The sequence below is a fragment of the Stenotrophomonas nitritireducens genome, from assembly GCF_050984405.1.
Taxonomy (GTDB): Bacteria; Pseudomonadota; Gammaproteobacteria; order Xanthomonadales; family Xanthomonadaceae; genus Stenotrophomonas; species Stenotrophomonas nitritireducens_B.
The window spans coordinates 2,095,082-2,120,015 of the sequence record NZ_CP158790.1 but is presented as its reverse complement, the minus strand read 5'-3'; the positions used below and the strand labels follow the sequence as shown (position 1 = coordinate 2,120,015).

Below are 24,934 nucleotides of genomic sequence, written 5' to 3'. Positions count from 1 at the left end.
ATCATTGTCCCGGCGTTGGGGTGCGGCTGGCCACGTTGGCCTGGAGCACGACATCGGCGCGTCCTTCGGAACGGCTGCGCGCGGTGATACGGAAGAGCGGGCTTTCGCAGTCCGGCGAGGGCGGCAGGCTGTCGCAGCTGCCCTTGTAACCAGGACCGATACCCAGGTACTCGATCCAGTACTGCGGCGCTGCGCCCAGGCGCGTGTCGTAGGTGCCAGTGGGCAGGCTGGCCCAGACCGCTGTCGCCCCTGTCGGGCAGATGCTGGAGTTGGTGCAGTTTTCGGCCACCGGCACGGTCCCGCTTTCCCAGGTCGAATTACCGGCCAGCACCACCTCCTGGGCGTAACGAAGCGCCGTCTCCGCGCCCTGGAACGCAAGGCTGCGGTCGCGCATGTTGGCACTCATGCGCTCCTGCATGGCGGAACTGCGCAGGATCACGATCCCCAGCACCGAAAGGATCAGCAGCAGGATCAACACCACCAGCAGGGTGATGCCCGCCTGCCTGCCACCGGCCGCCAGGCGGATATGGCGACGGACGTCGACGGCAGGGCTCATAGCGTACGACTCCGCAGGCTGAAGACATTGGAGGAGTTGCGGGTCAGCGCCTTGCCGTCCACGTCCTGTCCAGTGAGTACCAAGGCGGCGCGTACGCCGATGACGGTCGACCAGTCACCGGGAGAAGACGTGTAACTGGAGCCTCCCTGCTGCAGATAGGAGAAGGCGATGGACTGGACACCGTCGGTGACCTCCTCGCCCGCACCGCCGAAGCGCGAGACAAAAAGGGAGCTGCCGCCACGGTCGTTGTCGGCGACATACCAGCGCGCGCTGCGCAACCGGCCCACCATCAAGGAGGAAGGCGGCGCATGTGGATCCGCACCCGGGTTGTAACCGCCGGGCAACGCCGCGAATCCGATCGAGCTGGAGGTCACGCTCGTCGCCTGCACCACGAAGCTCTTGCGCACATTGCACAGCAGCAGCCAGTCGCCAACTTCGAACCGCTCGGTCGCGTCCGAGATCTGCGACGAATCCAGGGTGATGGACGTAGCGCTCGAAGCCGTGATCCTGAAAGCGGCATCTTCGCCGGACACCACCGTCAACTGGCTGGCATTGCCGCTGATGGGCGCATCGCGGAACGCATTGGACTGGGTGCCCGTCGTCTCCACCACCGAAGCGGTGGAACAGGCCGAACCACCCGCCGAACGGATGTCCTGCGACATCAGTTCGAAGGCGACACGCGCGCTTTCCTGGATGCGGTTCAGGCCTTCATTGGCGCGGTAGGAGTTCTGGTTCGACTGGAACACGACGAAGGCCGCGCCCAGCACCAGCAGGCCCAGCACCAGCGCGATCATCAGTTCGATCAGGCTGAAGCCGCCCATGCGACGCGGCCCCTGGAAATGGCGTTGTCCTTTCATATGCGCACCTCGGTGGCGACCTGGCGGGTGCTGCTGCCGCCGGCGCGCTGGTCATCCCATTGCACGGTGACCCGGTAACGGCCATTGCCCAGCGCCTCGATCCGGCCGCAGGTGCTGGTGTCGTTCGTCGTGCCCATCGTGCTCTTCAACGCGTTGATCCAGGCCGCCAGGTCGTTCTGCGCCAGGCTCCCGCCCGAGCCCGCGGTGCAGGTCATGTTCATCGCATAGCTGGCGGCGTTCACACGGTTGGCGCGCATGGCCTCGACGATGGACGTGGTCTGCATGACCGCCTGGCTGCTTTCCAGCGACCCTTGGCCGCCGCGCAGCGCGAGCGCCTGCATGGCCGCGATGCCCAGCAGGCCGATGCCTAGGATCAGCACGGAAATCATGACTTCCAGCAGGCTGACGCCATGCTGCCTTCGTCCCGAACGGCACGCGCCGCTCCGGCGCCGACCACCCACGACGCATCGGGTGCGATTGTTCATGAACATGCTCCATCTCCACTCTGCTTGCTGGTGGCGACCCCGCCCCCCACCATCATGGTGACGACGCGCTGGTTGCTGGGCGGGTTGCTGACCGGCAGGCACAACGTCACGGCGGCCTGCGCATCGAGCAGGCCGGTTGGACGGAAGCGGATGCCCGCCGCCGGGCCGGCTACCTGCATGTCGCCGGTCACGCTCGAATCGCGGATGACTTCGGCGTTGCCGGTGGCGTTGTCCGTGCCGGTCACGATCCAGCGTCCCCAGTCGGTCGAGTTCTCGCAGTTCGTTCCATCGTCGCTGGCGCAGACCGTGACCGGCGCGTTTCGGCGGATCGCTTCCGAACGCGCGAGCTGCAGCGCGGTGACCAGTTCGGTCGAGGCCGCGCTGAGGCGGTTGGCGGCGATCAGCCCCTGCATGGCGGGCACGGCGATCGTGGCGATGATCGCCAGCACCGCCACCGTCACCATCAGTTCGATCAAGGTGAACCCCGCCCCTTTCGATGGCCGCGGAATTCCAGCATCGCGTCGCGACATAACACCCCCATGCTTCCCGGTCGGACATTACGCAGGATCACCCGGCCCTTTCCACACAAAGGCGACGGGCGGGCCGATCACCGGAGCCAGCGGTAGCCCGCCGTGGCTATGATCAGCAGCTCCTCGTCCAGGACGGCCCCGTGCCCCACCCCAACCGCCCGATCGACATCCTGTTCAGCCCGACAACCCTGATCGCCGTGGTCCTGGCCGGCGAGGCGCTGGCCGCGCTGCTCGCCTTGTCGCCGGCGCCGATGGACGACCGCCTGGTGCTGTTCGGCCTGTTGTCGCTCGGAATCCAGTGGGCGACGCTCGGCACGCTGGCGGTGGCCCACGCGCTGCGCCCCGCCCTGGGCCGCCTGCCGCCGCAGACACTGGCATGGGCGTGCCTCGGCATGCTGCTGGTCATGACCCTGCTGGTCGCCCTGGTTTCCTGGAAGCTGGTGAGCTTCCGCCACGCGCCAGGCGGGCAGGCGGGCGCCATCTTCGTGCTGCGCGCCTTGGCCCTGGCCCTTGTGGCCGGCCTGCTGGTGCTGCTCGCCTTCCAGAACCACTGGCGCGCACGGCAACTGGTCCTGCGCGCCAAGCAGGCCGAACTGGACGCACTGCAGGCGCGCATCCATCCCCACTTCCTGTTCAATACGCTCAACACCGGCGCCGCGCTGGTGCACCAGCAGCCGGAAAAGGCCGAGGAACTGCTGCTGGACCTGGCGGACCTGTTCCGTGCCGCACTCACCGGATCGCGCCGGATTCCACTACGGGAGGAACTGGAGCTCGCCCGCCGCTACGCAGGCATCGAGCAACTGCGCTTCGGCGCGCGCATGCAGGTGGAATGGGCGGTGCCGGAAACGCTGCCCGATCTGGAAGTACCGATCCTGTCGATCCAGCCGCTGGTCGAGAACGCCATCCATCACGGGGTGGAACCCTCGCCGGGCACCTGCACGCTGCGGATCGCCATCCAGCCCGAGGGCGGAGGCATACGCATAACGGTCAGCAACGACCTGCCTCCGACGCCCGCCACCGCCCACCGGGGGCATCACGTGGGTCTGCAGGCGCTGCGCGCGCGTGTCCAGGCGATGGGCGGGGATGTCGAGAACGGGGAAGTCGACGGCCGCTACCTGGCAACGCTGGTCGTACCTGCGCCGTGACTGCCGGACGCTGCGTGGCAGGCAGCGCCCACCTTCGCGGAATACTGATCCAAGGCCCCGCATCCAACGGCGCTGTGCCCCGCGACGGCGCCAAGGCAGGCAGAAGCAGAATGCCGCCCCGGAGGGCGGCATCCGATGTCAGGCCCCGGAGCGCTGCCGGCTCAGGTCACGACCCGATAGCAGGGATGGTATTCGCCGGAAATCTTCATGCGCCGCTGTTCGACGAAGGCGCGCAGCAGCGCATCCAGCGCCTGCATCATGTCCGGGTCACCGTGGATCACGAACGGCCCGAACTGCTCGATGCGCTGCATGCTGTCCTCCTTGACGTTGCCGGCGACGATGCCCGAGAACGCACGCCGCAGGTCGGCGGCCAGTTCCGGCGCGGAGCGCCCGTGATGCAGGTCCAGCGCGGCCATCGCCTCGTGCGTCGGCACGAACGGCTGCTGGTACTCGCTCGGGATTTCCACCGACCAGTTGAAGAAGAACGAATCCTTGTGCGCCAGCCGGTACTCGCGCACGCGCTTGATGCCCTGCGCCATGCGGCGGGCCACGGCGACGGGATCGCCGATGATGATCTCGTACCGGCCGGCCGCCTCCTCGCCCAGGGTCATGCGGATGAACTGGTCGATCTGCTCGAAGTACGGCGCGGCGACGGTCGGGCCGCTGAGGATCAGCGGGAACGGCAGCGCCTTGTTCTCCTCGCGCAGAAGAATGCCCAGCAGGTACAGGATCTCCTCGGCGGTACCGACGCCGCCCGGGAACACGATGATGCCGTGGCCCATGCGCACGAACGCCTCCAGGCGCTTCTCGATGTCCGGCATGATCACCAGGTGGTTCACGATCGGATTCGGCGACTCGGCCGCGATGATGCCCGGCTCGGTGATGCCGATGTAACGCGTATTGGTCCGGCGTTGCTTGGCGTGAGCGATGGTCGCGCCCTTCATCGGCCCCTTCATCGCGCCCGGCCCGCAGCCGGTGCAGATGTCCAGGCCGCGCAGCCCCAGCTCGTAGCCGACCTGCTTGGTGTACAGGTATTCGTCGCGGGAAATCGAATGGCCGCCCCAGCACACCACCAGGTTCGGTTCGCTCGGCTGCAGGATGCGGGCGTTGCGCAGCACGCCGAACACGGCGTTGGTGATGCCTTCCGGTGTCTCCAGGTCGGAGGCGTACTCCGGCCCCAGTTCGATGGCCATGTAGGCCAGGTCGCGCACCACGGAGAACAGCAGCTCGGCGATGCCGCGGATGATCTCGCCATCGACGAAGGCCATCGCCGGCGCGTTGCTCAGGTCGATGCGGACGCCACGGTCCTGCTGGGCGACCTGGATGTCGAAATCGGGGTACAGGTCGCGCGCGGCGCGCGGATCGTCCGAGGCGCTGCCACTGGTGAGCACGGCCAGCGCGCAACGCCGCAGCAGTTCGTGCATGCCGCCGCTGGACGCGTCGCGCAGGCGCGCCACCTCCGCCCGCGACAACACGTCAAGGCCACCGCGCGGGTAGATCCGCGCGTCCTGCACCGGCAGCGCCCGCGCCACCGCTTCTTTCGTCATTTCCATCGTCGGTTCCGTCTTCACAGTTGGTCGAATGTAGCGCTGCCCCCATGAAAAGGAAAACGGCCGGGTTGCCCCGGCCGTTTCCTTGTCCAGCACTGATCCGTCAGGGCATCAGAACTTGTACTTCAGGCTCAGCATCATCGACCAGCGCGACACGGCGGTGTTGCCCTTGTCGTTGTTGTTTTCCTGGATCTGCGAGTTGTCCGTGGAACCGGTGAAGTTGTAAACGTACTTGCCGGTAGCCGGATCGATGCCCGCATAGTTGGCGATGCGACGGGTCGCATAGAAGCCGTAATCGTCGATCAGGCCCCACTTCTTGTTGAGCAGGTTGCCGACATTCATGATGTCCAGCGCCAGCTCGGTCTTGTGGCCCTTGAAGAAGCCCGGCAGTTCCTGGCTCAGGCGCACATCGAAGCTGTTGACCCACTTGGCGCGGTGCGAGTTGGCCGGCACGACCTGGCCCGCATAACCCGCCAGTTCCGGGGTCTTCTCCAGCCAGTCGAAGAACGCCTTCTCCATGTCCGCACCACCGGTCCACAGCACGTCGCCATAGCCCTTCGGCACATAGAACAGATCGTTGGTCGCAGCGCCGTCGCCGTTCGCGTCGTTGTAGAAGATGTAGCTGTACGGACGACCGGTGCGGCCTTCGTAGAACAGGCCGACGCGGGTGGAGTAATCGCCGAAGAAGGCGTGCTTCCACTCCACGGTACCGGTCACGCGGTCCTTGATCGCATAGCGCGAGTCGTAGGCTACGTTCTCATTGGCCTGATAGATCAGCGTGTTGTTCCAGTTCGAAGTGTTCTGCGAGCTGGTCAGCGGGCTGACTTCCTTGGCGGCGGTATAGGTATAACCCAGCGACCAGCCCCAATGCTCACCCATCGGCTTGCTCAGCGCGAAAGTCGCCTGGGTGCTGCGGCCCTTGTCGGTATTGCGGAGCAGCATCACATCGCCGATGTCGCTCGGGCGGTTGCCCTTCACATCCGGGCACAGGCCGGCGCTGACCTGGGCGGGGGTGCAGTTGCTGCCCTTGATCTTGCCAATTTCCATGCCGTACTTGCCGGCATTCTTCGGGTCGCGGCCTGCGGCATTCCAGTAGTTGTCACGATCGTCCTGGGTGCCGGTGAACGTCGGGGCCATCACGTCCAGACGCTCGAAGTACAGCGCGTCCTTGACCTTGGTGACCAGCAGTTCGGCCGACGCGGTGATGCCGTACCACGGCAGTTCGTGATCGAACGCCAGGTTCGCCTTCCACACCGAGGGCAGGCGCGTGCCCGGCTCGATGATGTCCACGTTCTGACGGGCCGAACCCGGGGTCAGGCCGTCGGTCGACGGCGGCAGATCAAGATCGAACGCCGGGGCCTGGCCACCCTTGAGGTCGTATTCGACGTAGTTCAGGCCGGTGTTCTGATAAGCGCCGGCCAGCCACACGTTCGGGGCAGCGCCGCCGAACAGGCCTACGCCACCGCGCAGCTGGGTCGGGCGATCCGAGTCGAAGGTGTAGTTGAAGCCCACGCGCGGCTGCACCAGCTTGCGGTCAGGCAGCACGGTGTTGTCGTAGCCGTACAGCTGCTCGATGCGCGGGTTGTACAGGCGCTGGTTGCTGAAGTCCGGCATGTCGATGCGCACGCCGTACATCAGGCTCAGGTTGTAGTTGATCGCCCAGGTATCCTGCAGGAACAGACCCGCATTCTTCAGCGTGAACTCGGCCGGGATGTCGCTGTAGCTGCCGCCATTCGGACGCGGAGCGCGCAGCTGATACTGGTTCACCTTGCCGTTGAGGAAATCTTCCAGGTTGCTGAAGACGTAAACGCCATTCAGGTTGCGGCCGTAGAAGTTCATCAGATCGTTCTTCGAATAATCGAAGCCGAACTTGACGGTATGGTCGCCCACGTACCAGTTCGCGGCACCGAAGGCACTCAGCTCCTTCGATTCAACGATGTTGACGTGCGTGTTCTGCTCGGTGCCGAACAGCAGGCCCGAGGTGCTGGAGCCGAAGCCGTTGATGCGGACCTGCGGCATGTTGACCGAGGGCACGCGCGAGGCGTTGTAGTCCTTGTGCGAGACCTTGAACTCGGTGGAGAAATTGTCGCTCCAGTCGGAGAACAGCTCGCCCATCCAGGTTTCATAGGTCTTGGGCTGCGCATACCAGTGGCTGCTCAGCGAAACGGCGCTGGAGGACATGCCCGGGAAACGCATGACGCTCTGCTCCATCTTGTTGTAGCGCAGGGCGGCACGGTGGTTCTCGTTGATGTTCCAGTCCAGCTTGACCGCGTATTCCTCGATCTCGGTCTTGTTGTCCGGAGCCGACAGTCCGCCGATGTCATAGCCCTTGGCGGACATGAAATCCTGGACCTTCTTGATGTCGGCATCAGTGATGCTGCCCTTGCCGTACAGCGTGTCGCTCAGCGCAACGCCCGGCGCCGAACGCTCGTACTTCTCGTAGTTGGCGAAGAAGAACAGCTTGTCCTTGACGATCGGGCCGCCGAAGGTCAGGCCGTAGGTCTTCTCGTCCTCGAACCCGTTGAAGTCGCCCTTGTCGGCATCGAGGCGGCGGCGGACCATGTCGTCCTTGTTGCGGTACGAGCCATAGACCGTGCCGTGGAACTCGTTGGTACCCGACTTGGTCACGGCGTTGATCACCGCGCCGGTGCCACCGTAGATGGTGGTGTCGTAGTTGGCCAGGTCGATGTTGATTTCCTGGATGGCGTCCATCGACACCGGCTGACGCTCGGTCGGCAGGTTGTTGGACTCCAGGCCGAACGGATCGCCGGCGCCGATGCCGTCGATGCGGATGGCGTTGTAGCGGGTGTTCTGGCCACCGGCAGAGATCGCGCCGTCAGCCTTGCTGACCTGCGAGATGCGCGGATCCAGGCGGATGTAGTCCTGGATGTTGCGGTTGGCCGACGGCAGCGCGTCCATCTGCTCGCGGGTGACGTTCGAACCGGTGCCCATCTTGTTGGCGCTGAACAGGTCGGAACCGACCATCGCGGCCACCACTTCCACGCCCTGCAGGGTCGTCACGTCGCCGGCAAGCGCGGCGTTGACGGTGTTCACCTGGTTCAGGTTGAGATACACACCCTCTTCGGTCTTGGTGCCTTCACCCGGCTTGGTCACGGTGATCGTGTACGGACCGCCCACGCGCAGACCGCGCGCGTTGTAGCGACCGGACGCGTCGGTGGTGGCGCGGCTGACCGTGCCCGACTCGACATGGGTGATGGTGACTTCGGCACCGGCCACCGGCGAACCGCCGTTGTTGGTGACCAGGCCGCCGACGCCGGCGGAGGTGCTCTGTGCGAAAGCCGGCGCGGCCGCGAGAGCGGCGACGAGACCAAGGGCAAGCTTGGACATCCGGATGCGAGGGTGGTTCATTCTGGGTAGCCTCGATACGAGTTGGCGATTGGGAAAAAACGCGATCCATCAGCCCCGGGGCCACCGGGCGCCTGATCGGCTTGAATCTGGGGGTACCTTCCGCGGCGGTTACATACGCAACGGTTAAGATAAGGTTAACACGGTAAGCACCGAATATGACCGCAGCAAGACAGCGATCTTGCAGTGCAGCAAAACCAGAACAATCGAATCAACGACTTACGGAATCGACGCTAGGTAGACGGCGACACCGTCCAGCAACATTTGCACGGAAATCGCGACAAGCAGCATGCCCATCAGGCGCTCCAGCGCCGTCAACGCACGGGCGCCGAGCAGCTTGTAGAGCAGCGTGGCCGACATCAGGATCGCCGCCGTCGCCCCCCAGGCCAGCAGCAGCGCCAGGCTCCATTCACCGAGCCGGTCGGGCTCGTTGCTGCCCATCAGCATGACCGCCGCCATCCCCGACGGACCGGCCACCAGCGGGATGGCCATCGGCACGATGAACGGCTCGCCGTCCGGCACCGCGCCCATCAGCCCTTCCGGCCGCGGGAAGATCATGCGGATGCCGATCAGGAATAGCACGATGCCGCCGGCGATGGAGACCGATTCCTGGCGCAGGTGCATCAGCTCCAGCGCGTACTTGCCGCCCCACAGGAAAGCCATCAGCACCGCCAGCGCGATCAGCAGCTCACGCACCAGCACCACGCGCTGGCGCCGTGGCGCCAGCGGCTTGAGCAGGCTGAGGAACACCGGGATGTTGCCCAGCGGATCCAGGATCAGGAACAGCAGCAGCGCGGCGGAAAGAACGGTCACCCGTGCAGTTCCATCACCTTGCCGCGCCAGGACGCTCCCTCGGTGGCCAGCAGCTGCACGCAGGCATCGGCGCAGGCCGCGGGATCGACCGGCGCGAAGTCGGTTTCATGGGTGAATGCGCGCGCGCGCAGGGGCGTACGCATCGGCCGCGGCTGCAACCCGCTGACCCGTACCGGGCCGCTGCGCAGTTCGTGGTGCAGCGTGTCCAGCAGCCCGCGCAGGCCGTACTGGGCCACGCCATAGCCGCCCCAGTAGGCCTGCCCGACCCGCTGCGGGTCGTCGAGCGCGAACACCACGGCCGCGTCCTCGCGCTGGCGCAGCAGCGGCAGGCAGGCCTGGGTGAGCCAGGCGCGGGCGGTGAGGTTCACGTGGATGGCGCGGGCGAAGGCGGCCGGATCGCCCAGGGCGAACGGCGTCAGCCCGGCGAAGTCGGCCGCGCAGTGCAGCAGGCCATCCAGCCGGCCGACCTCCGACTCCAGGCGGGCGGCCAGTTCGGCGTAGTCGTCCGGCGAAGCGCCTTCCATGTCCAGCGGATACAGCAGCGGCTCGGGGCCGAGCGGCGCGGCGCTGTCGTAGACGCGGTTGAGCTTGGCGACCTTGCGCCCGAGCAGCACCACCGTGGCGCCGGCGGCCGCACAGGCCCGCGTCGCGGCCGCGCCCAGGCCACCGGCCGCGCCGGTCACCAGCACCACCCGCTCCGCCAGCACGCCTTCTCCAGCGGCATTGCCCGCCACGTTCGTCGGCTGCGCGCTCACGCCTGCCCCGCTTCGGCGACGATGCGCTTGAGTTCGCCGGACTCCAGCAGTTCGAGGATGATGTCGCAGCCGCCGATCAGTTCGCCGTGCATGAAGAACTGCGGGAACGTCGGCCAGTTGGAATAGCGCGGCAGGTTGGCGCGCACTTCCGGCAACTCGAGCACGTTGACGGTGCGCAGGTTGACCGCCCCCGCGGCCAGCAGCGCCTGCACGGCGCGGCTGGAGAACCCGCACATCGGGTATTGCGGCGTCCCCTTCATGAACAGGACGAGGGGATGCTGCTCCACCTCCGCCTGGATTTGCTCCATCACCGCCATTGAATTCTCCCTGCTGCGGCGGAAGAAGGTCCGTCCGGTCGGATAGACTCTTCCTCCGTGGCTGCCGATTGTAAGCCGAGCCGGCCGGCTCCCGGCGCCCTCGACCGAAAGAAACGGACCATGCCCGTCGAACTGCCCGACCCGCCCTACCCCCGCGACGCCCTGCAACCGCACTTCACGGCGGCGGCACTGGACCTGCATCACGGCCACCACCGCGCCGACGTCGACGCACTGAATGCACGCATCGCCGGCACCGAGCTGGACGGGCTGCCGCTGGAGGACATCGTCCGCGGCAGCCAGGGAAGCCTGTTCGAAGCCGCCGCGCAGGCATGGAACCACGCCTTCTACTGGCAGTGCCTGCATCCGCGGGCCGGCGGCGAGCCGCACGGCGCGCTGGCCGAACGCATCGCCCGACAGTTCGGCGACACCCAGAAGCTGCGCGAGGAATTCAACCGCGCCGCGATGGCGCTGTTCGGCTCCGGCTGGGCATGGCTGGTGCAGCACCCCGATGGCCGCCTGGCCATCGTCACCACCCGCAACGCGAATACGCCACTCACCGGCGACAGCACGCCGCTGCTGGCCTGCGACCTGTGGGAGCACGCTTACTACACGGACTTCCAGAACGACCGCGTGCGTTACCTGCAGTCGTTCTGGAAGCTGGTGAACTGGGATTTCGTCGGCGCCCAGCTGCGCTGAGCGCCGTCCGGAACCAGCGACATCGGCCACCGGCGCCAGGCCGGGAAAGGCCAGGCGCGGAATGACCCGACCCCAATCCACCGCCGAGCGGTCACGCATCGCCGGGTTCAGCCGTGGGCGGCCACCGCGTCCAGCACCCGCGCCGAGTACACCAGCGCCGCGCCGGCGTTGAGCGCCACCGCCACGCCCAGCGCCTCGGCAATCTCCTCGCGGCTGGCGCCCTGCTTCAGCGCCGCGTCCACGTGGGTGGTGATGCAGCCGTCGCAGCGGGTGGTCACCGCCACCGCCAACGCGATCAGCTCGCGGGTCTTGCCGTCCAGGTGCGCGGTCTGCGCGCCGGCGCCGCTCAGGGTCAGGTAGCCCTTGAGCGTATCGGGCGAAAGCCGGCCGAGTTCGCCGATCCGGCCCTTCAGTTCGCGACGGTATTCGTTCCAGTCCAGCATGGCGGCGACTCCGGTGAAAGGAGCTCCACGCTACCACCGCGTCCGTCGCGCCGCAGCGCGCATGGACGCATCGCTGCGTTGTCGAACCGGCGCGTGCGGGACCACGGCCGGCAGCGCCCGCGGAAAGGCCGGTCAGCTGCCGCGCAGCGCGCGCGCCACCGGTTCGACCTGCGCCTGCCGGCCCAGCGCCTGCCCCACCCGTTCCAGCGCGGCGGCCAGGGTTTCGGCGTCGTCGTCGCGCAGGTTGGCGTGGCCCACCTTGCGTCCTTCGCGCGGCTGCTTGCCGTAGTCGTGCCAGTGGCCGGCAGGTTCGGCCAGCACGGCATGCGCATCGGGCATCCGGCCGAGCCAGTTGAGCATGCAGGCATGGCCCAGCACGCGCGTATCGCCCAGCGGCAGGCCGAGTACCGCGCGCAGATGATTCTCGAACTGCGAGGTCTCGGCGCCGTCGCTGGTCCAGTGGCCGGAATTGTGCACGCGCGGCGCCATCTCGTTGGCCAGCAGTTCGTCGCCGCGGCAGAACAGTTCCAGCGCGAACACGCCCACGTAGTCCAGCCGCTCGGCCACGCGGCGCGCGTAACCGATCGCCGCCTCGTGCTGCGCCGCGCTCGCGACCGCAGGGGCCAGGCTCGCCGACAGCACGCCGTCGACATGCCAGTTGCCGGTCAGCGGCCAGGCGCGGAACTCGCCATCGCGGCCGCGCACGGCCACCACGCTCACCTCACGGTCGAAAGCGATGAAGCCTTCCAGGATCAGCCCGGTCGTCCCGACCTGCGCGCCCAGCGCCTGCCAGGCGGCGTCGATGTCGGCCGCGCCGCGGAGGCGGAACTGGCCCTTGCCGTCGTAGCCGAGCCGGCGCGTCTTGAGGATGCAGGGCATGCCGAACTCGACCGCCTTCGCCGCCAGTTCCTCGCGGCTGCGGATATCGGCGAACGGCGGCAGCGGGATGCCCAGCTCCTGGAACAGCGTCTTCTCGCTGAGCCGGTCCTGCGCCACCGCCAGCGCGGCGGGGTTCGGGAACACCGGCCTGCGCTCGGCCAGCCAGCGCGCGCTGGCGGCCGGCACGTTCTCGAAGTCGAAGGTGACCACATCCACCTTCGCGGCGAATTCGGCCAGCGCGGCAGTGTCGTCGAACGCCCCCACCTGCAGCGGCGCCAGTTGCCCGGCGCAGGCGTCGGCGGCCGGGTCGAACACCACGAAACGCAGGCCCAGCGGCGCGCCGGCCAGCACCATCATGCGGGCCAGCTGCCCGCCCCCCAGAATCCCTATCGTCGTCATGCGCGGAACTGCTCCGGAAATTCGTGCGGCCTGCCGATGCGAACCCGCGCGGCAATGCCGGCCGTGGTCATTGGCGCGGGTCGTCGGCGGCCATCACGTCGGCGGTCTGGCGCGCGCGGAACGCGTCCAGCGCCTGGCCGATGGCCGGTTGCGCCGGCGCCAGCATCGCCGCGGCGAACAGCGCCGCGTTCGACGCGCCGGCATTGCCGATGGCGAAGGTGGCCACCGGAATCCCCGCCGGCATCTGCACGATGGACAGCAGCGAATCCATGCCGTTGAGCGCCTTGGACTGCACCGGCACGCCCAGCACCGGCACCGCGGTCTTGGCCGCGATCATGCCCGGCAGGTGGGCGGCGCCGCCGGCACCGGCGATGATCGCGCGCAGCCCGCGCGGGCCGGCCTCCTCGGCGTAGGTGAACAGCACGTCCGGCGTGCGGTGCGCCGAAACCACCTTCACTTCATACGGAACGCCCAGCGCGTCGAGCTTCTGGGCCGCATGCTGCATGGTTTCCCAGTCGGAACGGGAACCCATCACGATGCCGACAAGCGGCGCGGAGGAATTGGGGGTCATTGGCCGTCACCTGCTGCAAAGACGTATTCTAGCCGTCTTCCACGCAAGACCACGACCCGATGGACCGCAAACTGCTCGACCTGCTCGTTTCGCCCGACACCCGCCAGCCGCTGGCCCTGCTGGACAGCGCCGGGCTGGAGGCGCTGAACCGCGCCATCGCCACCGGCGGCGTCGTCCGCGCCGACGGCAGCGCGCAGTCCGAAGCGCTGCGCGAGGCGCTGGTCACCCGCGACCGCAGGCAGGTGTTCCGCGTCGAGGACGGCATTCCGGTGCTGCTGGCCGAGGAGGCCATCGCCACCGCGCAGATCGACGGTTTCCCGGGCAAGTGATGCTGCCGCAGCCGCCGGCCGCTCCGCCGCAGGAGCAGATCGACGCCGACGTCGCCCGCGCCCTGGCCGAGGACATCGGCAGCGGCGACGTCACCGCCGCGCTGCTGCCCGATACCGCCGACAGCGCCTACCTGCTGTGCAAGCAGGACGCGGTGATCGCCGGCCGGCCGTGGTTCGACGCCACCCATCGCGCGCTCGACCCGCAGGTCCGGATCGACTGGCGGGTACGGGAGGGCGAGCACGTCGCCGCTGGCACCGTGCTGGCCACCCTGCAGGGCCGCAGCCGCGCGCTGGTCAGCGCCGAGCGCACCTCGCTGAACTTCATGCAGACGCTGTCGGCCACCGCCACCACCACCGCGCGCCATGTCGCGGCCGTGGCCGACACCGGCGCGCGCATCCTCGACACCCGCAAGACCCTGCCCGGCCTGCGCCTGGCGCAGAAGTACGCGGTGCGCTGCGGCGGCGGCGACAACCATCGCATCGGCCTGTTCGACATGGTGATGCTGAAGGAGAACCACATCCGCGCCGCCGGCTCGCTCACCGCCGCGGTGCGGGCCGCCCGTACGCAGCAACCCTACCTGCCGCTGGTGGTCGAGGTCGAGGACCTGGCGCAGCTGGAAGAAGCGCTGGCCGCCGGTTGCGACCGCATCCTGATCGACGACTTCACTCCGGCCATGCGCCGCGACGCGGTGCGCATCGCCGCCCTGCAGGCGCCAGGAAAACGCATTCCGCTGGAAGTCTCCGGCAGCGTGGGCCTGGACGGACTGCGCGCGATCGCCGAGGACGGCGTGGACTGCATTTCCATTGGCGGGCTGACCAAGCACGTGCAGGCCATCGACCTGTCCCTGAAGCTGGGCCTGCCGCCGCGCTGAGCCCTGCCCACGGATCGGGCCATGCCGCAGGCACGCACGCCGATCGAACATCGCCTTCGGGACGCAGCCCTGGCCTGTCCGTGATTTCACGACACAGGAACGGCCATTTCTGCGAGGCTCGCTCCATGCCCGAGGGGAGCCCGCCGTGGTTCAACGATTCCTGTTCTGCTGCACCCTGTCGCTGCCCGCCTTTTCCGCCGCGGCCGTGGAGGCCTGCGACGTTCCGCCACGTTACGGCGTGGGCGAAACCGCCAAGGCCATCGTCCGCGCCGCCTGCGGCGAGCATCGCCTGTGGTATCGCCCCTTCATCGACCGCGAAGGCCGCATCGCCAGCCTCGCCGTCACCGAGGCCGAGAGCGGCAGCCTGGCCGACGACGGCGTGGTCGCCTGGCAACGCGTGGCCGGCTACTGGCGCGAGAGCGGCACACTGTCGCCGATGGCCGCCCTGCCCGGCGCGCAGAGCTGTCTGGCCATACCCGGCGAACGCATCACCGACAACGATTGCCGCGCCTTCCTGATAGACAACCCGTGGTCGGCTGCGTTCGTGTCCTGGGTCATGCTCCGCGCCGGCGTGCCGGGCTTCGTCCGTTCGCCGCGCCACATCGACTACATCCGTGCCGCCTACCGGGGCGGCAATGCCGCCACACCCTATCGGCTGGTCGATCCCGCGCAGGACAAACCGGCCCCCGGCGACCTGCTCTGCTTCCTGCGCGACCGCAGCACCGCGCTGAACCACGACGGCCTGGTGAAGGCGCTCGCGGCGGGCGGTGCGGATCGCTGGAAATCGCATTGCGAAGTGGTCGTGGCGGCCAATGTCGGCGGCGACCGGACGCTGTACCTGGTCGGCGGCAACGTCGCCAACGCCGTGGTGATGCGCAAGCTGGCGCTGGACCGCAGCGGGCGCCTGGTCGCTCCAGCTCCTGTCGATGCGACGCGACAAACCTCGCCCGTGGATACGGCATGCTCGCCCGGCCGCGAGGAAGAATGCGATTTCAACCGGCAGGACTGGGCGGCGCTGCTGAAGCTGGTCGAGCCGCCAGCGCCGCCGGCATCGGCCGCGCAGCAACCCGGGCAGCAATAGCCACGGCGCCGTGCGGATCGCGCGCCATCGCCCCCTCAGGCGCTGAGTGGTTCCGCTTTCGCGCGCGCGCCCCTAAAGTGGCGTCATGCCTACCCTGCTGATCCTGATGATCCTCGGCGCCATCGGCTATGCGTTCTGGGATGCGTCCCGCGCCGCGGCCGAACGTGCCACCGAACTGGGCCGCAATGCCTGCCAGGCCGCCGACGTGCAGTGGCTGGACCAGAGTGTGCACGCGATCGGCCTGCGCCTGCGCCGGCTGCCCAGCGGCTGGCTCGGCTTCGAGCGCACCTTCCATTTCGACTATTCCTACGACGGCGTCGAACGCCACAGCGGACGCATGGTGCTGCGCGGGAAACAGCTGGTTTCGTTCGTCGGCCCCGCCACCGCGCGGGTCAGCATGCTGCAGCCGCGCAGCGACGAAGCCGAAGACATCTGACGGCGCCACCTGCGGTTGGGCGCGCTCTGCGGAACGAAAACCGCCGCCTTGCGTCGGCGGTACGGGTTACTTCACTACCCTGAGGAACGGACGCTTGCCCGAAGGCTGCGGCGGCTCCGGTGGCGCGCTGGGCGGCGGCGTATCGTCGTCATGCGGCTCCGGGCCGTCCGTGCCCGGGATGTCGTCGGGCAACGCCATGCCCTGGCCGGTCTCGCGCGCATACACCGCCAGCACCGCGGCGATCGGCACGTTCACCGGAAAACTGACACCGGAAAAACGTGCGGTGAAACTCACCGCCTCGTTGTCGATGTGCAGGCGCATCACCGCCCGCTCGGCGATGTTGAGCACGACCCGTTCGTCCTTGACGGCGCTGGCCGGCACCTGCACGCCCGGCACGCCGGCGTCGACCATGATGTGCGGGGTCATGCCGTTGTCGTTGATCCACTCCACCAGCGCCCGCAGCAGGTAGGGGCGATGGCTGCTCATGCGGAAAGATTCTTCACTCATGGGGCAAGTGTACGCGGCATCGATGCGCGATCGCCGCCCGCAGGCGGCGATCGATAAGTCAGCATACAGCCGGTCGCTCAGGCCGGCAGGTCGCGCAGCTTCTTTTCCTGGTCGGTGAGGCTGCGGATGAAACCCGGGTTGCGGAAGATGCGGTTGCCGTAGTCCTCGATGGCCTTGCCGTCCTTGGGCAGCGGGATGCCCAGCGCATCCAGGCGCCAGATGATCGGCGCCATCGCGCAGTCGGCCAGGCTCATTTCCGGGTTGAGGAAGAACTTGGACGCCTTGAACAGCGGCACCGACTGCGCCACCAGCTCCTTCAGGCGCTTGCGCGCCGCTTCGGCCTGGGTCTTGTTGCCCAGCTGGATGGCCTGCACCTGCGGCACCCAGTCGTGTTCGATGCGCAGCATCGCCAGGCGCAGGCGCGCCCGCGACAGCGGGTCCACCGGCATCAGCGGCGGATGCGGGTAGCGCTCGTCCAGGTACTCGCTGACCACGGACGCGGCGTAGAGCACCAGCTCGCGCTCTACCAGGGTCGGCACCGAGTGGTAGGGATTGAGGTCGATCAGGTCTTCCGGCGGGTTCTGCGGGTCGACCGGCACCAGATCGTAGGTGACGCCCTTGGCGGCCAGCACCAGCCGCACCCTGTGGCACAGGACATCGTCATTGGCCGAGAACAACGTCAGGGTATTTCGCATGCGCACACTCGCCGCCATCAAGGGCTCTCCAAGGGCCGGGTCCACCCGGCCTTACGGCTCCGCGGACCCAGCGCCCGCGGTCGCCACCTTCCCTGAGTGTGCAGTCAGCCGGCGCCGATGCCAAGTGCCAGCCGGCGTCCCGCACCGGCCCCGGGACCCACCCTCATCGTCTCAGTGCACGTCCTTCCAGTACTCGTTCTTGAGCAGATACGCCAGGAAGGAGAGCAGCGCCAGGAACAGCACCACCCACACGCCCATGCTCTGACGCTTGAGCACGGCCGGTTCGCCGGCGTACTCGAGGAAGTTGGTGATGTCGCGCACGGTCTGGTCGAACTCCTGCGGCGTCACCCGGCCCGGGCTGGTCACCACCAGCCGCTCCGGATGGCGCTCGCCGGCCGCGTCGGGCTCGCCGAACTCGGCGTGCTGCAGGCCCTGCAGCTCCCACAGCGGGTTGGGCATGGATGCGTTCGGGAAGAGCTTGTTGTTCCAGCCCAGCGGCCGCGTCTCGTCCAGGTAGAACGACTTCAGGTACGTGTAGACCCAGTCGCTCTGGCGCACCCGCGAGATCAGGCTCAGGTCCGGCGGCATCTTGCCGAACCACTTGTCGCCCTGCTCCTTGGTCATGGCGACCTGGATCTGCTCGCCGAACTTGGCGCCGGTGAAGTTCAGGTTGTCCATCACCTGCTGCTCGGTCAGGCCCAGGTCCTCGGCCATGCGCGAGTAACGCAGGTATTTCAGCGAGTGGCAGCCCGAGCAGTAGTTCATGTAGGCCTGCGCACCGCGCTGCAGCGACGCCTGGTCGGACAGGTCGTTGCCCGCCTGCTGCAGCGCCCCGCCCGAGGCAGCGAAGGTGGCGGCAGAGAACAGGAGCGCGGCGGTGGCCGTTGCCAGCAGGGCAATCCATTTCTTAGTCATGCGTCGTCACCCGCTCCGGCACCGGCTTGGTCTTGTCCAGCTTGGTCCACACTGGCATGGTCAGGAAGAAGAGGAAGTAGTACGCGGTCAGGAAGCGGCCGATGATGGTTTCGACCGGATCGGTACCCGGACCGGCACCGATCTTGCCCAGCCACACAAAGCTGATGGCGAAGCCGAACAGCAGCAGCTTGGAGAGCAGGCCGCGGTAGCGGTACGACTTGACCTTGGCGCGGTCCAGCCACGGCACCGCGAACAGGATCGCGATGGCGCCGAACATCACCAGCACGCCGCTGAGCTTGTGCGGGATCACGCGCAGCATCGCGTAGTACGGCGTGTAGTACCAAACCGGCTTGATGTGCTCGGGCGTGACCAGGCGGTTGGCCTCGGTGAAGTTGTCGTGCTCGAGGAACCAGCCGCCGAACGCCGGGGCGAAGAAGATGATGAAGGCGGCGATGACCATCATCGCGAACACGTAGAAGGTGTCCTTCACCGTGTAGTACGGATGGAACGGCACGCCGTCGGCCGGCGCGGTGGGCGACCAGCGGTTGCCCTTGGGGCCCTTCTTGATCTCCACGCCGTCGGGGTTGTTGGAACCCACTTCGTGCAGCGCGCCCAGGTGCAGCACGACCAGCAGCAGCAGCACCAGCGGCACCGCGATCACGTGCAGGGCGAAGAAGCGGTTCAGGGTGGCGTCGGACGGCAGGTAGTCGCCCATGATCCATTCGGTCAGGCCGTTGCCGATCACCGGGATGGCGCCGAACAGCGAGATGATGACCTTCGCGCCCCAGAACGACATCTGGCCCCACGGCAGCACGTAGCCCATGAAGGCTTCGGCCATCAGCGCCAGGTAGATCAGCATGCCCAGGATCCACACCAGCTCGCGCGGCTTCTTGTAGGAGCCGTACATCAGGCCGCGGAACATGTGCAGGTAGACGACGATGAAGAACAGCGAGGCGCCGGTGCTGTGCATGTAGCGGATCAGCCAGCCCCACTCCACGTCGCGCATGATGTACTCGACCGAGGCGAAGGCTTCCGCCGCGCTGGTCTTGTAATGCATGGTGAGGAAGATGCCGGTGACGATCTGGTTGACCAGCACCACCATCGACAGCACGCCGAAGATGTACCAGATGTTGAAGTTCTTCGGCGCGTAGTACTCGGACATGTGCTTCCGGTACATCGGCATCAACGCCGGGGCGCGGTCGTTGACCCAGCCCATCGCGCCGTTGGCGAGGCGAACGAGGATGTTGTCAGACATGGTTATGCCGCCCCCTTGGGATCAACGCCGATGACGATGGTGTTGTCGTCGGCGTAATGGTGTGGCGGCACGACCAGGTTGGTCGGCGCCGGCACGCCCTGGAATACGCGTCCGGCCATGTCGAAGCGCGATTTGTGGCAGGGGCAGAAGTAGCCGCCCTTCCATTCCGGATCATACGGTTCGGGCTTGATCTCGGCGGCCATTTCCGGCGAGCAGCCCAGGTGCGTGCACAGGCCGACCAGCACCGAGATCTCGGGCTTGATCGAGCGCAGTTCCGGGCTGGCCTTGCGCACGTAGTCGGGCTGCTGGTCCGCGTTCTCCGACTTGGGATCGCGCAGGCGGCCGTCCAGGGTCGGCAGCGCGTCGAGCACCGCCTTGGAGCGCTTGACGATCCAGATCGGCTGGCCTCGCCACTCCAGGATCAGGCGCTGCCCCTCCTGCAGCGCGCTGATGTCGGCATTCACCGGTGCGCCGGCCAGCTGGGCCTTGGCACTGGGATTCCATGACTTGATGAAAGGGACTGCTGCGAAACCTGCCCCGACCGCGCCGACCACGGCGGTTGTCGCTGTCAGGAAGCGCCGGCGTCCGGCATTGACTGGATCGTTTACCCCATCGTTGGCCATCCGGCACTCCGATATTGATTAGGTGGCTTGCGGCTGCCTGCGACCGGTGGAACCGGACCGCTCAGAATCGAATCTCCCCCGAGTTTAGCTGAACGTTCAGCGGCCGCACAACGCGATGAAACACGAGTCCATGACTTTTGTCACGTGCTCCAGGAATAAAGCGGAAAAGCACTCACTGGCGCGAACCCAGCTCGCCGCGATACCGGTCCGCCAGCTGCGCCACGCGCTTCACGTAGTACTGGGTTTCGCTGTATGGCGGCACGCCGCCGTGCCGGGCGACGGCGCCTTCACCGGCGTTGTAGCCGGCCGCGGCCAGCGTCAGGTCGCCGTTGAAGCGGCGCAGCAGCCACGACAGGTACTGCACGCCGCCGCGGATGTTCTGGGAGGCGTCGTAGGCATCGCTCACGCCGAACCGGCGCGCGGTGGCCGGCATCAGCTGCATCAGGCCCTGCGCGCCGGCGCGGCTCAAGGCGGTGGGATTGAACGCCGACTCGGCGTGGATCACCGCCCGCACCACGGCTTCCTCGACACCGAACTCGCGCGCGGCGGCGGCGATCTCGGCGTGATAGGCCTGCGTGTTGAGCCGTACCGTGCCGAAGTTGACCCCCGGGTTCGCGCCGCAGGCGTAGCAGCGTTCGATGTAGCTGTAGCGGATGGTGCGCACTTCGCCCAGGCTGGCGACCTGCGCCGGCCGGGCGCTGGTGTAGTGGCGCACGCCGTCCTTCATGTAGGTGTAGACCTGCCCGCTCACCACACGCTGCGCGCGACCGGCGCGCGCGGGCGCCGGGGCGGTCGTGGCGGCCGGGGCCGGGATCGCCGGTGCGGGCTGGGCGGCGGTGGCGACCGCGGCGGTCTGCGGCCGGTCCGCGCTGGCGGCGGTGCCGGCCGAAGGGCCGGGAGGTGTGGCGGCCGGCGGCCGGCTGGCCGGCCGCGCCGACGGGCGGTAGCTGCCGACCACGCTGCAGTTGGCGCCGCGGATGCGCTTGCTGACGTAGTTGGAGACGCCATCGGCGCCGAGGCACTTGTACAGGGTGCCGGCGCTGGCCGGCACAGCCGTCAGCGAGGCGATCAACAACCCTGCAATCCCCAGTCCGGTCTTCATTGCGGGCGGAAGTGTCCCAGTTTCGCGGCGCAAATGCCAACTGCCGGCGGCCAGCGGTAACGCCCCGGCGGCAACCCCGGTACAATCCGCCCCCTGCCGCGGCCCAGGCCGCCTGCCCGCCCACCCGTCTGGAATAAGCGCCATGCCCGGGACGCCCGCCTCCCCTCTGCCGAACGCGGCCGTTTCCGCCGTGCCTTCCGTTGAAATGAATACCCCTGAATTGATCCCCCTGCCCGGCGCCCGGCCGAAGGCGGCCGGCGGCGCGCGTGGAAAGCTCTACATCAAGACCCACGGTTGCCAGATGAACGAGTACGACTCGGCCAAGATGGCCGACGTGCTGGCGCAGGCCGAAGGCCTGGAGCTGACCGACAATCCCGAGGAAGCCGACGTGGTGCTGGTCAACACCTGCTCCATCCGCGAGAAGGCGCAGGAGAAGGTGTTCAGCCAGCTCGGCCGCTGGAAGGAGCTCAAGGCCGGCGGACGCGACGTCATCATCGGCGTCGGCGGCTGCGTCGCCTCGCAGGAAGGCGAGGCCATCGTCAAGCGCGCGCCCTACGTGGACCTGGTGTTCGGCCCGCAGACCCTGCACCGCCTGCCCGAGCTGATCCGCGCCCGCCGCGAGCAGGACCGGCCGCAGGTGGACATCAGCTTTCCCGAGATCGAGAAGTTCGACCGCCTGCCCGAGCCGCGCGCCGAAGGCCCTTCGGCGTTCGTGTCGATCATGGAAGGCTGCTCCAAGTACTGCTCGTTCTGCGTGGTGCCCTACACCCGCGGCACCGAGGTCAGCCGCCCGTTCGAGGACGTGGTGGTCGAATGCGCGCAGCTGGCCGCGCAGGGCGTGCGCGAGATCAACCTGCTCGGCCAGAACGTCAATGCCTATCGCGGGCCATACGGCGAAGGTGAGTTCGCCGATCTCGGCCTGCTGATCCGCACCATCGCCGAGATCGACGGCGTCGGCCGCATCCGCTTCACCACCTCGCATCCGCTGGAGTTTTCCGACTCGCTGGTGGACGCCTACCGCGACGTGCCCAAGCTGGCCAACTACCTGCACCTGCCGGTGCAGGCCGGCAGCGACCGCGTGCTCAGCGCGATGAAGCGCGGCTATACCGCGCTCGAATTCAAGGCCAGGATCCGCAAGCTGCGCGCGGTGCGCCCGGACATCTCGATCAGCTCGGACTTCATCGTCGGCTTCCCCGGCGAGACCGAGGCCGATTTCGAGAAGACCATGAAGCTGATCGAGGACGTGGGTTTCGACCAGAGCTTCTCCTTCATCTATTCGCGCCGCCCCGGCACGCCGGCCGCCGACCTGGAGGACACCACCTCCGAGGCCGAGAAGCATGCGCGCCTGTCGCGCCTGCAGGCGCGCATCAACGCGCATGCCGCCAGCATCTCGCGCGCAATGGTGGGAACCGTGCAGTCGGTGCTGGTCGAAGGCCCCTCGCGCAAGGACCCGAACGAACTCACCGGCAAGACCGAGAACATGCGCTCGGTGAACTTCCCCGGCCCGAAGCGGCTGGTCGGCCAGTTCGTCGATGTGGTCATCACCGAGGCGCTGACCAATTCGCTGCGCGGCCGCGTGGTGACCGACGCGGCCTGACGGCAGGCAGCCGGCCGTTGGCCGGGCACGCCTTCGCTGCGCCGCCGCCCCATGGCCTGCCTGGCAGGCCGCGGTTCCGATGCCGCCGCGCGGCGCGGCGTCTCCCCGGATGCATCCGGCAGGGCCGGCCGGCACCGCTCAATCCAACCGCTTGCGGAAACGCAGGATCGCCAGCGCCATCATCGCCACGCTGAAGCCGGCCAGCGCCAGCGCGTCGTGCCACAGCTCCGGCAGCGCGGCCCCGCGCAGCATCACGCCGCGGATCAGCCGCATGAAATGCGTCAGCGGCAGCACCTCGGCCAGCCACTGCGCCGACCGCGGCATGCCGTCGAACGGGAACATGAAGCCGGACAGCAGCATCGACGGCAGGAACAGGAAGAAGGTCATCTGCATCGCCTGGAACTGCGAGCGCGCGACGGTGGAAATCAGCAGGCCGAGGCTGAGGTTGGCGACGATCAGCAGCATCGACACCGCGTAGACCGGCAGCAGGCCACCGGCGATTGGCACGTCGAACAGCCAGCCGCCGAGCAGCAGGATCAGGCTGGCCTGCACCAGCCCCACGCCGATGTAGGGCAGCACCTTGCCCAGCATCAGCTCGGCGCTGGACACCGGCGTGGTGATCAGCATCTCCAGGTTGCCGCGCTCGCGCTCGCGCACGATGGCCATGGCGGTGAACATCACCAGGGTCATGGTGAGGATCACGCCGATCAGCGCCGGCACCACGTTGATCGCCGACTGCCGCTGCGGGTTGTACAACGGCAGCACGCTGATCCGGGCGCCGGCGCGCGCGGTGGACAGGCGGCCGTCCAGCGGCATCTGCGCCAGCTGCCGCGCCGCGGCCTGCACCGAGGTGTCGGCGCCGTCCACGATCACCTGCATCACCTCGCGGCCCTCGTCCAGCCGGCGCTCGAAATCCGGCGGCACCGCGATGCCCACCTCGATGCGTCCGGCGCGGATCAACGCCTGCAGTTCCTGCGGCGTGCGCGCCGCCGCCACCGGTTCGATCACGCCGGTGGAAAGCATGTCCTGCACCAGCGCGCGCGAGCCGACGGTATCGGCCTGGTCGGCGACCGCCGCCGGCAGGTGGCGCACATCCAGGTTGATGGCATAGCCGAACAGCAGCAGCTGCAACGTCGGGATGCCGATCATCATCGCCAGGGTCATGCGGTCGCGCGCCATCTGCCGCAGTTCCTTGACCATCACCGCGTGGATCTGCGCCAGCTTCATGCCGCGGCCCCTTCCTCGCGGCGGGTGGCGGCGACGAACACGTCTTCCAGGCTGGGCGCGATGCGCTCCACTTCCGCCTGCAATCCGCCATGCCGCAGGGCCGCGGCCACCGCCCCGGGATCGCCGCTGCCGGGCGCGCACAGCACACGCAGTTCGTTGCCCACCTGCGCCACCGACAACACGCCCTCGATCGCATGCAGCCGCTTCTGCGCCTGGCGCAGCGCATCGCTGCGCACGCCCAGCGTCCGCCCCTGCAGCCGTCCGGTCAGCTCGGCGGGGCTGCCGTCGGCGACCAGCCGGCCGCGATCCAGGATGGCGATGCGGTGGCAGCGCTCGGCCTCGTCCATGTAGTGCGTGGAAACCAGCAGCGTGGTGCCGGCGTCGGCCAGGTCGAAGAGTTTCTCCCAGAAATCGCGGCGCGATTCCGGATCGACCGCGCTGGTCGGCTCGTCGAGCAGCAGCAGCTGCGGCGCGTGCACCACCGCGCCGGCCAGCGCCAGGCGCTGTTTCTGGCCGCCGCTCAGGGTGCCGGCCAGTTGCCGCTGCAGGTCGCCCAGGCCGTAGGCCTGCAGCAGTTCCTCCACCCGCGGCGCCCGGCCCGCGCGCGGCAGGCCCTGCACGGTCGCCAGGAACATCAGGTTCTCACGCACGCTCAGGTCTTCGTACAGCGAGAAACGCTGGGTCATGTAGCCGATGTGGCGGCGCAGTTCCTCGGCCTGGCGCGGGATCGACAGGCCCAGCACCTCGATCTCGCCAGCGCTGGGGGTGAGCAGCCCGCACAGCATGCGGATGGTGGTGGACTTGCCCGACCCGTTCGGGCCGAGGAAGCCATGGATGCGCGCGCGCGGCACGTCCAGGTCGATGCCGTCCACGGCGGTGAAGGCGCCGAAGCGCTTGACCAGCCCGCGGGCCCGGATCGCCGGTCCGTCAGCG

Annotated in this window: 27 protein-coding genes; 7 read left to right on the top strand and 20 right to left on the bottom strand. The window is 67.9% G+C overall.

All coding sequences use genetic code 11. From position 1 onward, the window contains the following. Position 1: 1 nt before the first annotated feature. The 4 genes from ABTV91_RS09160 to ABTV91_RS09145 are packed head-to-tail and all read right to left on the bottom strand — an operon-like array spanning position 2 to position 2,428. The gene (locus ABTV91_RS09160) at positions 2 to 556 is read right to left on the bottom strand and encodes a pilus assembly PilX family protein (RefSeq protein ID WP_433851152.1); all 555 of its coding nucleotides are present in this window, start codon (positions 554 to 556) and stop codon (positions 2 to 4) included. Continuing rightward, positions 553 to 1,413, bottom strand: coding sequence for a PilW family protein (locus tag ABTV91_RS09155; protein ID WP_433851151.1), 861 nt, complete (start codon positions 1,411 to 1,413; stop codon positions 553 to 555). The genes ABTV91_RS09160 and ABTV91_RS09155 overlap by 4 nt, the downstream gene beginning before the upstream one ends. After that, complete coding sequence (locus ABTV91_RS09150) at positions 1,410 to 1,898, bottom strand: type IV pilus modification PilV family protein (RefSeq protein ID WP_433851150.1); 489 nt, start codon at positions 1,896 to 1,898, stop codon at positions 1,410 to 1,412. The genes ABTV91_RS09155 and ABTV91_RS09150 overlap by 4 nt, the downstream gene beginning before the upstream one ends. After that, a complete protein-coding gene (locus tag ABTV91_RS09145) occupies positions 1,895 to 2,428 on the bottom strand; it encodes a GspH/FimT family pseudopilin (protein ID WP_433851149.1) in 534 nt (177 codons plus the stop codon). The genes ABTV91_RS09150 and ABTV91_RS09145 overlap by 4 nt, the downstream gene beginning before the upstream one ends. 140 nt (positions 2,429 to 2,568) lie before the next feature. On the opposite strand from ABTV91_RS09145, the gene ABTV91_RS09140 reads away from it, so the two are divergent. Then, positions 2,569 to 3,573: a sensor histidine kinase gene (locus ABTV91_RS09140; protein ID WP_433851148.1), complete on the top strand. Its 1,005-nt coding sequence runs from the start codon at positions 2,569 to 2,571 to the stop codon at positions 3,571 to 3,573. Positions 3,574 to 3,734: 161 nt separating this feature from the next. Here ABTV91_RS09140 and ppnN read toward each other — a convergent pair whose 3' ends face one another. From ppnN to grxD, 5 genes are all read right to left on the bottom strand, one after another. Then, positions 3,735 to 5,120, bottom strand: coding sequence for a nucleotide 5'-monophosphate nucleosidase PpnN (gene ppnN / locus ABTV91_RS09135; RefSeq protein WP_433854163.1), 1,386 nt, complete (start codon positions 5,118 to 5,120; stop codon positions 3,735 to 3,737). Positions 5,121 to 5,234: 114 nt separating this feature from the next. Then, positions 5,235 to 8,492, bottom strand: a complete 3,258-nt coding sequence (locus tag ABTV91_RS09130) for a TonB-dependent receptor (protein ID WP_433851147.1) — start codon at positions 8,490 to 8,492, stop codon at positions 5,235 to 5,237. A 216-nt stretch (positions 8,493 to 8,708) separates the two neighbouring features. Continuing rightward, positions 8,709 to 9,302, bottom strand: a complete 594-nt coding sequence (locus ABTV91_RS09125) for a YhgN family NAAT transporter (RefSeq protein WP_433851146.1) — start codon at positions 9,300 to 9,302, stop codon at positions 8,709 to 8,711. Then, positions 9,299 to 10,057: an SDR family NAD(P)-dependent oxidoreductase gene (locus ABTV91_RS09120; RefSeq protein WP_433851145.1), complete on the bottom strand. Its 759-nt coding sequence runs from the start codon at positions 10,055 to 10,057 to the stop codon at positions 9,299 to 9,301. Before ABTV91_RS09120 ends, ABTV91_RS09125 begins: the two co-directional genes overlap by 4 nt. Continuing rightward, positions 10,054 to 10,374 (bottom strand): Grx4 family monothiol glutaredoxin, encoded by a 321-nt coding sequence (gene grxD / locus ABTV91_RS09115; RefSeq protein ID WP_104938499.1) that lies wholly within the window; start codon positions 10,372 to 10,374, stop codon positions 10,054 to 10,056. The genes ABTV91_RS09120 and grxD overlap by 4 nt, the downstream gene beginning before the upstream one ends. Before the next feature lie 120 nt (positions 10,375 to 10,494). Here grxD and ABTV91_RS09110 point away from each other — a divergent pair, with 120 nt between their 5' ends. After that, positions 10,495 to 11,070, top strand: a complete 576-nt coding sequence (locus tag ABTV91_RS09110) for a superoxide dismutase (protein WP_433851144.1) — start codon at positions 10,495 to 10,497, stop codon at positions 11,068 to 11,070. Positions 11,071 to 11,177: 107 nt separating this feature from the next. Here the strand turns inward: ABTV91_RS09110 and ABTV91_RS09105 are convergent, their stop codons facing one another. The 3 genes from ABTV91_RS09105 to purE form a co-directional block, all read right to left on the bottom strand. Next, positions 11,178 to 11,513, bottom strand: coding sequence for a carboxymuconolactone decarboxylase family protein (locus tag ABTV91_RS09105; RefSeq protein WP_433851143.1), 336 nt, complete (start codon positions 11,511 to 11,513; stop codon positions 11,178 to 11,180). A 132-nt stretch (positions 11,514 to 11,645) separates the two neighbouring features. Further along, a complete protein-coding gene (locus tag ABTV91_RS09100) occupies positions 11,646 to 12,791 on the bottom strand; it encodes a 5-(carboxyamino)imidazole ribonucleotide synthase (RefSeq protein ID WP_433851142.1) in 1,146 nt (381 codons plus the stop codon). Positions 12,792 to 12,858: 67 nt separating this feature from the next. Then, positions 12,859 to 13,362: a 5-(carboxyamino)imidazole ribonucleotide mutase gene (gene purE, locus ABTV91_RS09095; RefSeq protein WP_433851141.1), complete on the bottom strand. Its 504-nt coding sequence runs from the start codon at positions 13,360 to 13,362 to the stop codon at positions 12,859 to 12,861. Between the two features lie 59 nt (positions 13,363 to 13,421). Between purE and ABTV91_RS09090 the strand changes: the two genes are divergently transcribed. The 4 genes from ABTV91_RS09090 (at position 13,422) to ABTV91_RS09075 (ending at position 16,080) form a co-directional block, all read left to right on the top strand. Next, positions 13,422 to 13,691, top strand: coding sequence for a Trm112 family protein (locus tag ABTV91_RS09090; RefSeq protein WP_433851140.1), 270 nt, complete (start codon positions 13,422 to 13,424; stop codon positions 13,689 to 13,691). Then, complete coding sequence (nadC, locus tag ABTV91_RS09085; protein WP_433851139.1) at positions 13,691 to 14,563, top strand: carboxylating nicotinate-nucleotide diphosphorylase; 873 nt, start codon at positions 13,691 to 13,693, stop codon at positions 14,561 to 14,563. The genes ABTV91_RS09090 and nadC overlap by 1 nt, the downstream gene beginning before the upstream one ends. A gap of 145 nt (positions 14,564 to 14,708) precedes the next feature. Then, complete coding sequence (locus ABTV91_RS09080) at positions 14,709 to 15,644, top strand: DUF2272 domain-containing protein (RefSeq protein WP_433851138.1); 936 nt, start codon at positions 14,709 to 14,711, stop codon at positions 15,642 to 15,644. An 85-nt stretch (positions 15,645 to 15,729) separates the two neighbouring features. Beyond that, positions 15,730 to 16,080: a DUF3301 domain-containing protein gene (locus ABTV91_RS09075; RefSeq protein ID WP_433851137.1), complete on the top strand. Its 351-nt coding sequence runs from the start codon at positions 15,730 to 15,732 to the stop codon at positions 16,078 to 16,080. A 66-nt stretch (positions 16,081 to 16,146) separates the two neighbouring features. On the opposite strand, the gene ABTV91_RS09070 is transcribed toward ABTV91_RS09075, so the two are convergent. From ABTV91_RS09070 to ABTV91_RS09045, 6 genes are all read right to left on the bottom strand, one after another. Then, a complete protein-coding gene (locus tag ABTV91_RS09070; RefSeq protein ID WP_433851136.1) occupies positions 16,147 to 16,587 on the bottom strand; it encodes a ClpXP protease specificity-enhancing factor in 441 nt (146 codons plus the stop codon). A gap of 77 nt (positions 16,588 to 16,664) precedes the next feature. Continuing rightward, positions 16,665 to 17,300, bottom strand: a complete 636-nt coding sequence (locus tag ABTV91_RS09065) for a glutathione S-transferase N-terminal domain-containing protein (RefSeq protein ID WP_433854162.1) — start codon at positions 17,298 to 17,300, stop codon at positions 16,665 to 16,667. 153 nt (positions 17,301 to 17,453) lie between these two features. Then, positions 17,454 to 18,197 (bottom strand): cytochrome c1, encoded by a 744-nt coding sequence (locus ABTV91_RS09060; RefSeq protein ID WP_433851135.1) that lies wholly within the window; start codon positions 18,195 to 18,197, stop codon positions 17,454 to 17,456. Then, complete coding sequence (locus tag ABTV91_RS09055; RefSeq protein ID WP_433851134.1) at positions 18,190 to 19,452, bottom strand: cytochrome b; 1,263 nt, start codon at positions 19,450 to 19,452, stop codon at positions 18,190 to 18,192. The genes ABTV91_RS09060 and ABTV91_RS09055 overlap by 8 nt, the downstream gene beginning before the upstream one ends. A 2-nt stretch (positions 19,453 to 19,454) precedes the next feature. Further along, positions 19,455 to 20,075 carry a ubiquinol-cytochrome c reductase iron-sulfur subunit gene (petA, locus tag ABTV91_RS09050; RefSeq protein ID WP_433851133.1) on the bottom strand — a complete coding sequence of 207 codons (621 nt, stop codon included), beginning with the start codon at positions 20,073 to 20,075 and terminating at the stop codon, positions 19,455 to 19,457. A 172-nt stretch (positions 20,076 to 20,247) separates the two neighbouring features. Continuing rightward, the gene (locus ABTV91_RS09045) at positions 20,248 to 21,177 is read right to left on the bottom strand and encodes a lytic transglycosylase domain-containing protein (RefSeq protein ID WP_433851132.1); all 930 of its coding nucleotides are present in this window, start codon (positions 21,175 to 21,177) and stop codon (positions 20,248 to 20,250) included. Between the two features lie 142 nt (positions 21,178 to 21,319). On the opposite strand from ABTV91_RS09045, the gene miaB reads away from it, so the two are divergent. Further along, a complete protein-coding gene (gene miaB / locus ABTV91_RS09040) occupies positions 21,320 to 22,774 on the top strand; it encodes a tRNA (N6-isopentenyl adenosine(37)-C2)-methylthiotransferase MiaB (RefSeq protein ID WP_433851131.1) in 1,455 nt (484 codons plus the stop codon). 138 nt (positions 22,775 to 22,912) lie between these two features. On the opposite strand, the gene ABTV91_RS09035 is transcribed toward miaB, so the two are convergent. Next, positions 22,913 to 24,001, bottom strand: coding sequence for an ABC transporter permease (locus tag ABTV91_RS09035; protein ID WP_433851130.1), 1,089 nt, complete (start codon positions 23,999 to 24,001; stop codon positions 22,913 to 22,915). Then, complete coding sequence (locus tag ABTV91_RS09030; protein ID WP_433854161.1) at positions 23,998 to 24,918, bottom strand: ATP-binding cassette domain-containing protein; 921 nt, start codon at positions 24,916 to 24,918, stop codon at positions 23,998 to 24,000. Before ABTV91_RS09030 ends, ABTV91_RS09035 begins: the two co-directional genes overlap by 4 nt. Positions 24,919 to 24,934: the final 16 nt, after the last annotated feature.

What these genes read in the sequence shown, in the direction of transcription:
- ABTV91_RS09105 (WP_433851143.1), bottom strand. Translation starts at nt 11,513, where the DNA reads ATGCTGGACTGGAACGAATACCGTCGCGAACTGAAGGGCCGGATCGGC.
- ABTV91_RS09110 (WP_433851144.1), top strand. Translation starts at nt 10,495, where the DNA reads ATGCCCGTCGAACTGCCCGACCCGCCCTACCCCCGCGACGCCCTGCAA.
- petA (WP_433851133.1), bottom strand. Translation starts at nt 20,075, where the DNA reads ATGGCCAACGATGGGGTAAACGATCCAGTCAATGCCGGACGCCGGCGC.
- ABTV91_RS09035 (WP_433851130.1), bottom strand. Translation starts at nt 24,001, where the DNA reads ATGAAGCTGGCGCAGATCCACGCGGTGATGGTCAAGGAACTGCGGCAG.
- ABTV91_RS09150 (WP_433851150.1), bottom strand. Translation starts at nt 1,898, where the DNA reads ATGAACAATCGCACCCGATGCGTCGTGGGTGGTCGGCGCCGGAGCGGC.
- ABTV91_RS09045 (WP_433851132.1), bottom strand. Translation starts at nt 21,177, where the DNA reads ATGAAGACCGGACTGGGGATTGCAGGGTTGTTGATCGCCTCGCTGACG.
- miaB (WP_433851131.1), top strand. Translation starts at nt 21,320, where the DNA reads ATGCCCGGGACGCCCGCCTCCCCTCTGCCGAACGCGGCCGTTTCCGCC.
- ABTV91_RS09055 (WP_433851134.1), bottom strand. Translation starts at nt 19,452, where the DNA reads ATGTCTGACAACATCCTCGTTCGCCTCGCCAACGGCGCGATGGGCTGG.
- ABTV91_RS09145 (WP_433851149.1), bottom strand. Translation starts at nt 2,428, where the DNA reads ATGTCGCGACGCGATGCTGGAATTCCGCGGCCATCGAAAGGGGCGGGG.
- ABTV91_RS09090 (WP_433851140.1), top strand. Translation starts at nt 13,422, where the DNA reads ATGGACCGCAAACTGCTCGACCTGCTCGTTTCGCCCGACACCCGCCAG.
- ABTV91_RS09065 (WP_433854162.1), bottom strand. Translation starts at nt 17,300, where the DNA reads ATGGCGGCGAGTGTGCGCATGCGAAATACCCTGACGTTGTTCTCGGCC.
- ABTV91_RS09060 (WP_433851135.1), bottom strand. Translation starts at nt 18,197, where the DNA reads ATGACTAAGAAATGGATTGCCCTGCTGGCAACGGCCACCGCCGCGCTC.
- ABTV91_RS09070 (WP_433851136.1), bottom strand. Translation starts at nt 16,587, where the DNA reads ATGAGTGAAGAATCTTTCCGCATGAGCAGCCATCGCCCCTACCTGCTG.
- nadC (WP_433851139.1), top strand. Translation starts at nt 13,691, where the DNA reads ATGCTGCCGCAGCCGCCGGCCGCTCCGCCGCAGGAGCAGATCGACGCC.
- ppnN (WP_433854163.1), bottom strand. Translation starts at nt 5,120, where the DNA reads ATGACGAAAGAAGCGGTGGCGCGGGCGCTGCCGGTGCAGGACGCGCGG.
- ABTV91_RS09130 (WP_433851147.1), bottom strand. Translation starts at nt 8,492, where the DNA reads ATGAACCACCCTCGCATCCGGATGTCCAAGCTTGCCCTTGGTCTCGTC.
- grxD (WP_104938499.1), bottom strand. Translation starts at nt 10,374, where the DNA reads ATGGCGGTGATGGAGCAAATCCAGGCGGAGGTGGAGCAGCATCCCCTC.
- purE (WP_433851141.1), bottom strand. Translation starts at nt 13,362, where the DNA reads ATGACCCCCAATTCCTCCGCGCCGCTTGTCGGCATCGTGATGGGTTCC.
- ABTV91_RS09100 (WP_433851142.1), bottom strand. Translation starts at nt 12,791, where the DNA reads ATGACGACGATAGGGATTCTGGGGGGCGGGCAGCTGGCCCGCATGATG.
- ABTV91_RS09155 (WP_433851151.1), bottom strand. Translation starts at nt 1,413, where the DNA reads ATGAAAGGACAACGCCATTTCCAGGGGCCGCGTCGCATGGGCGGCTTC.
- ABTV91_RS09075 (WP_433851137.1), top strand. Translation starts at nt 15,730, where the DNA reads ATGCCTACCCTGCTGATCCTGATGATCCTCGGCGCCATCGGCTATGCG.
- ABTV91_RS09160 (WP_433851152.1), bottom strand. Translation starts at nt 556, where the DNA reads ATGAGCCCTGCCGTCGACGTCCGTCGCCATATCCGCCTGGCGGCCGGT.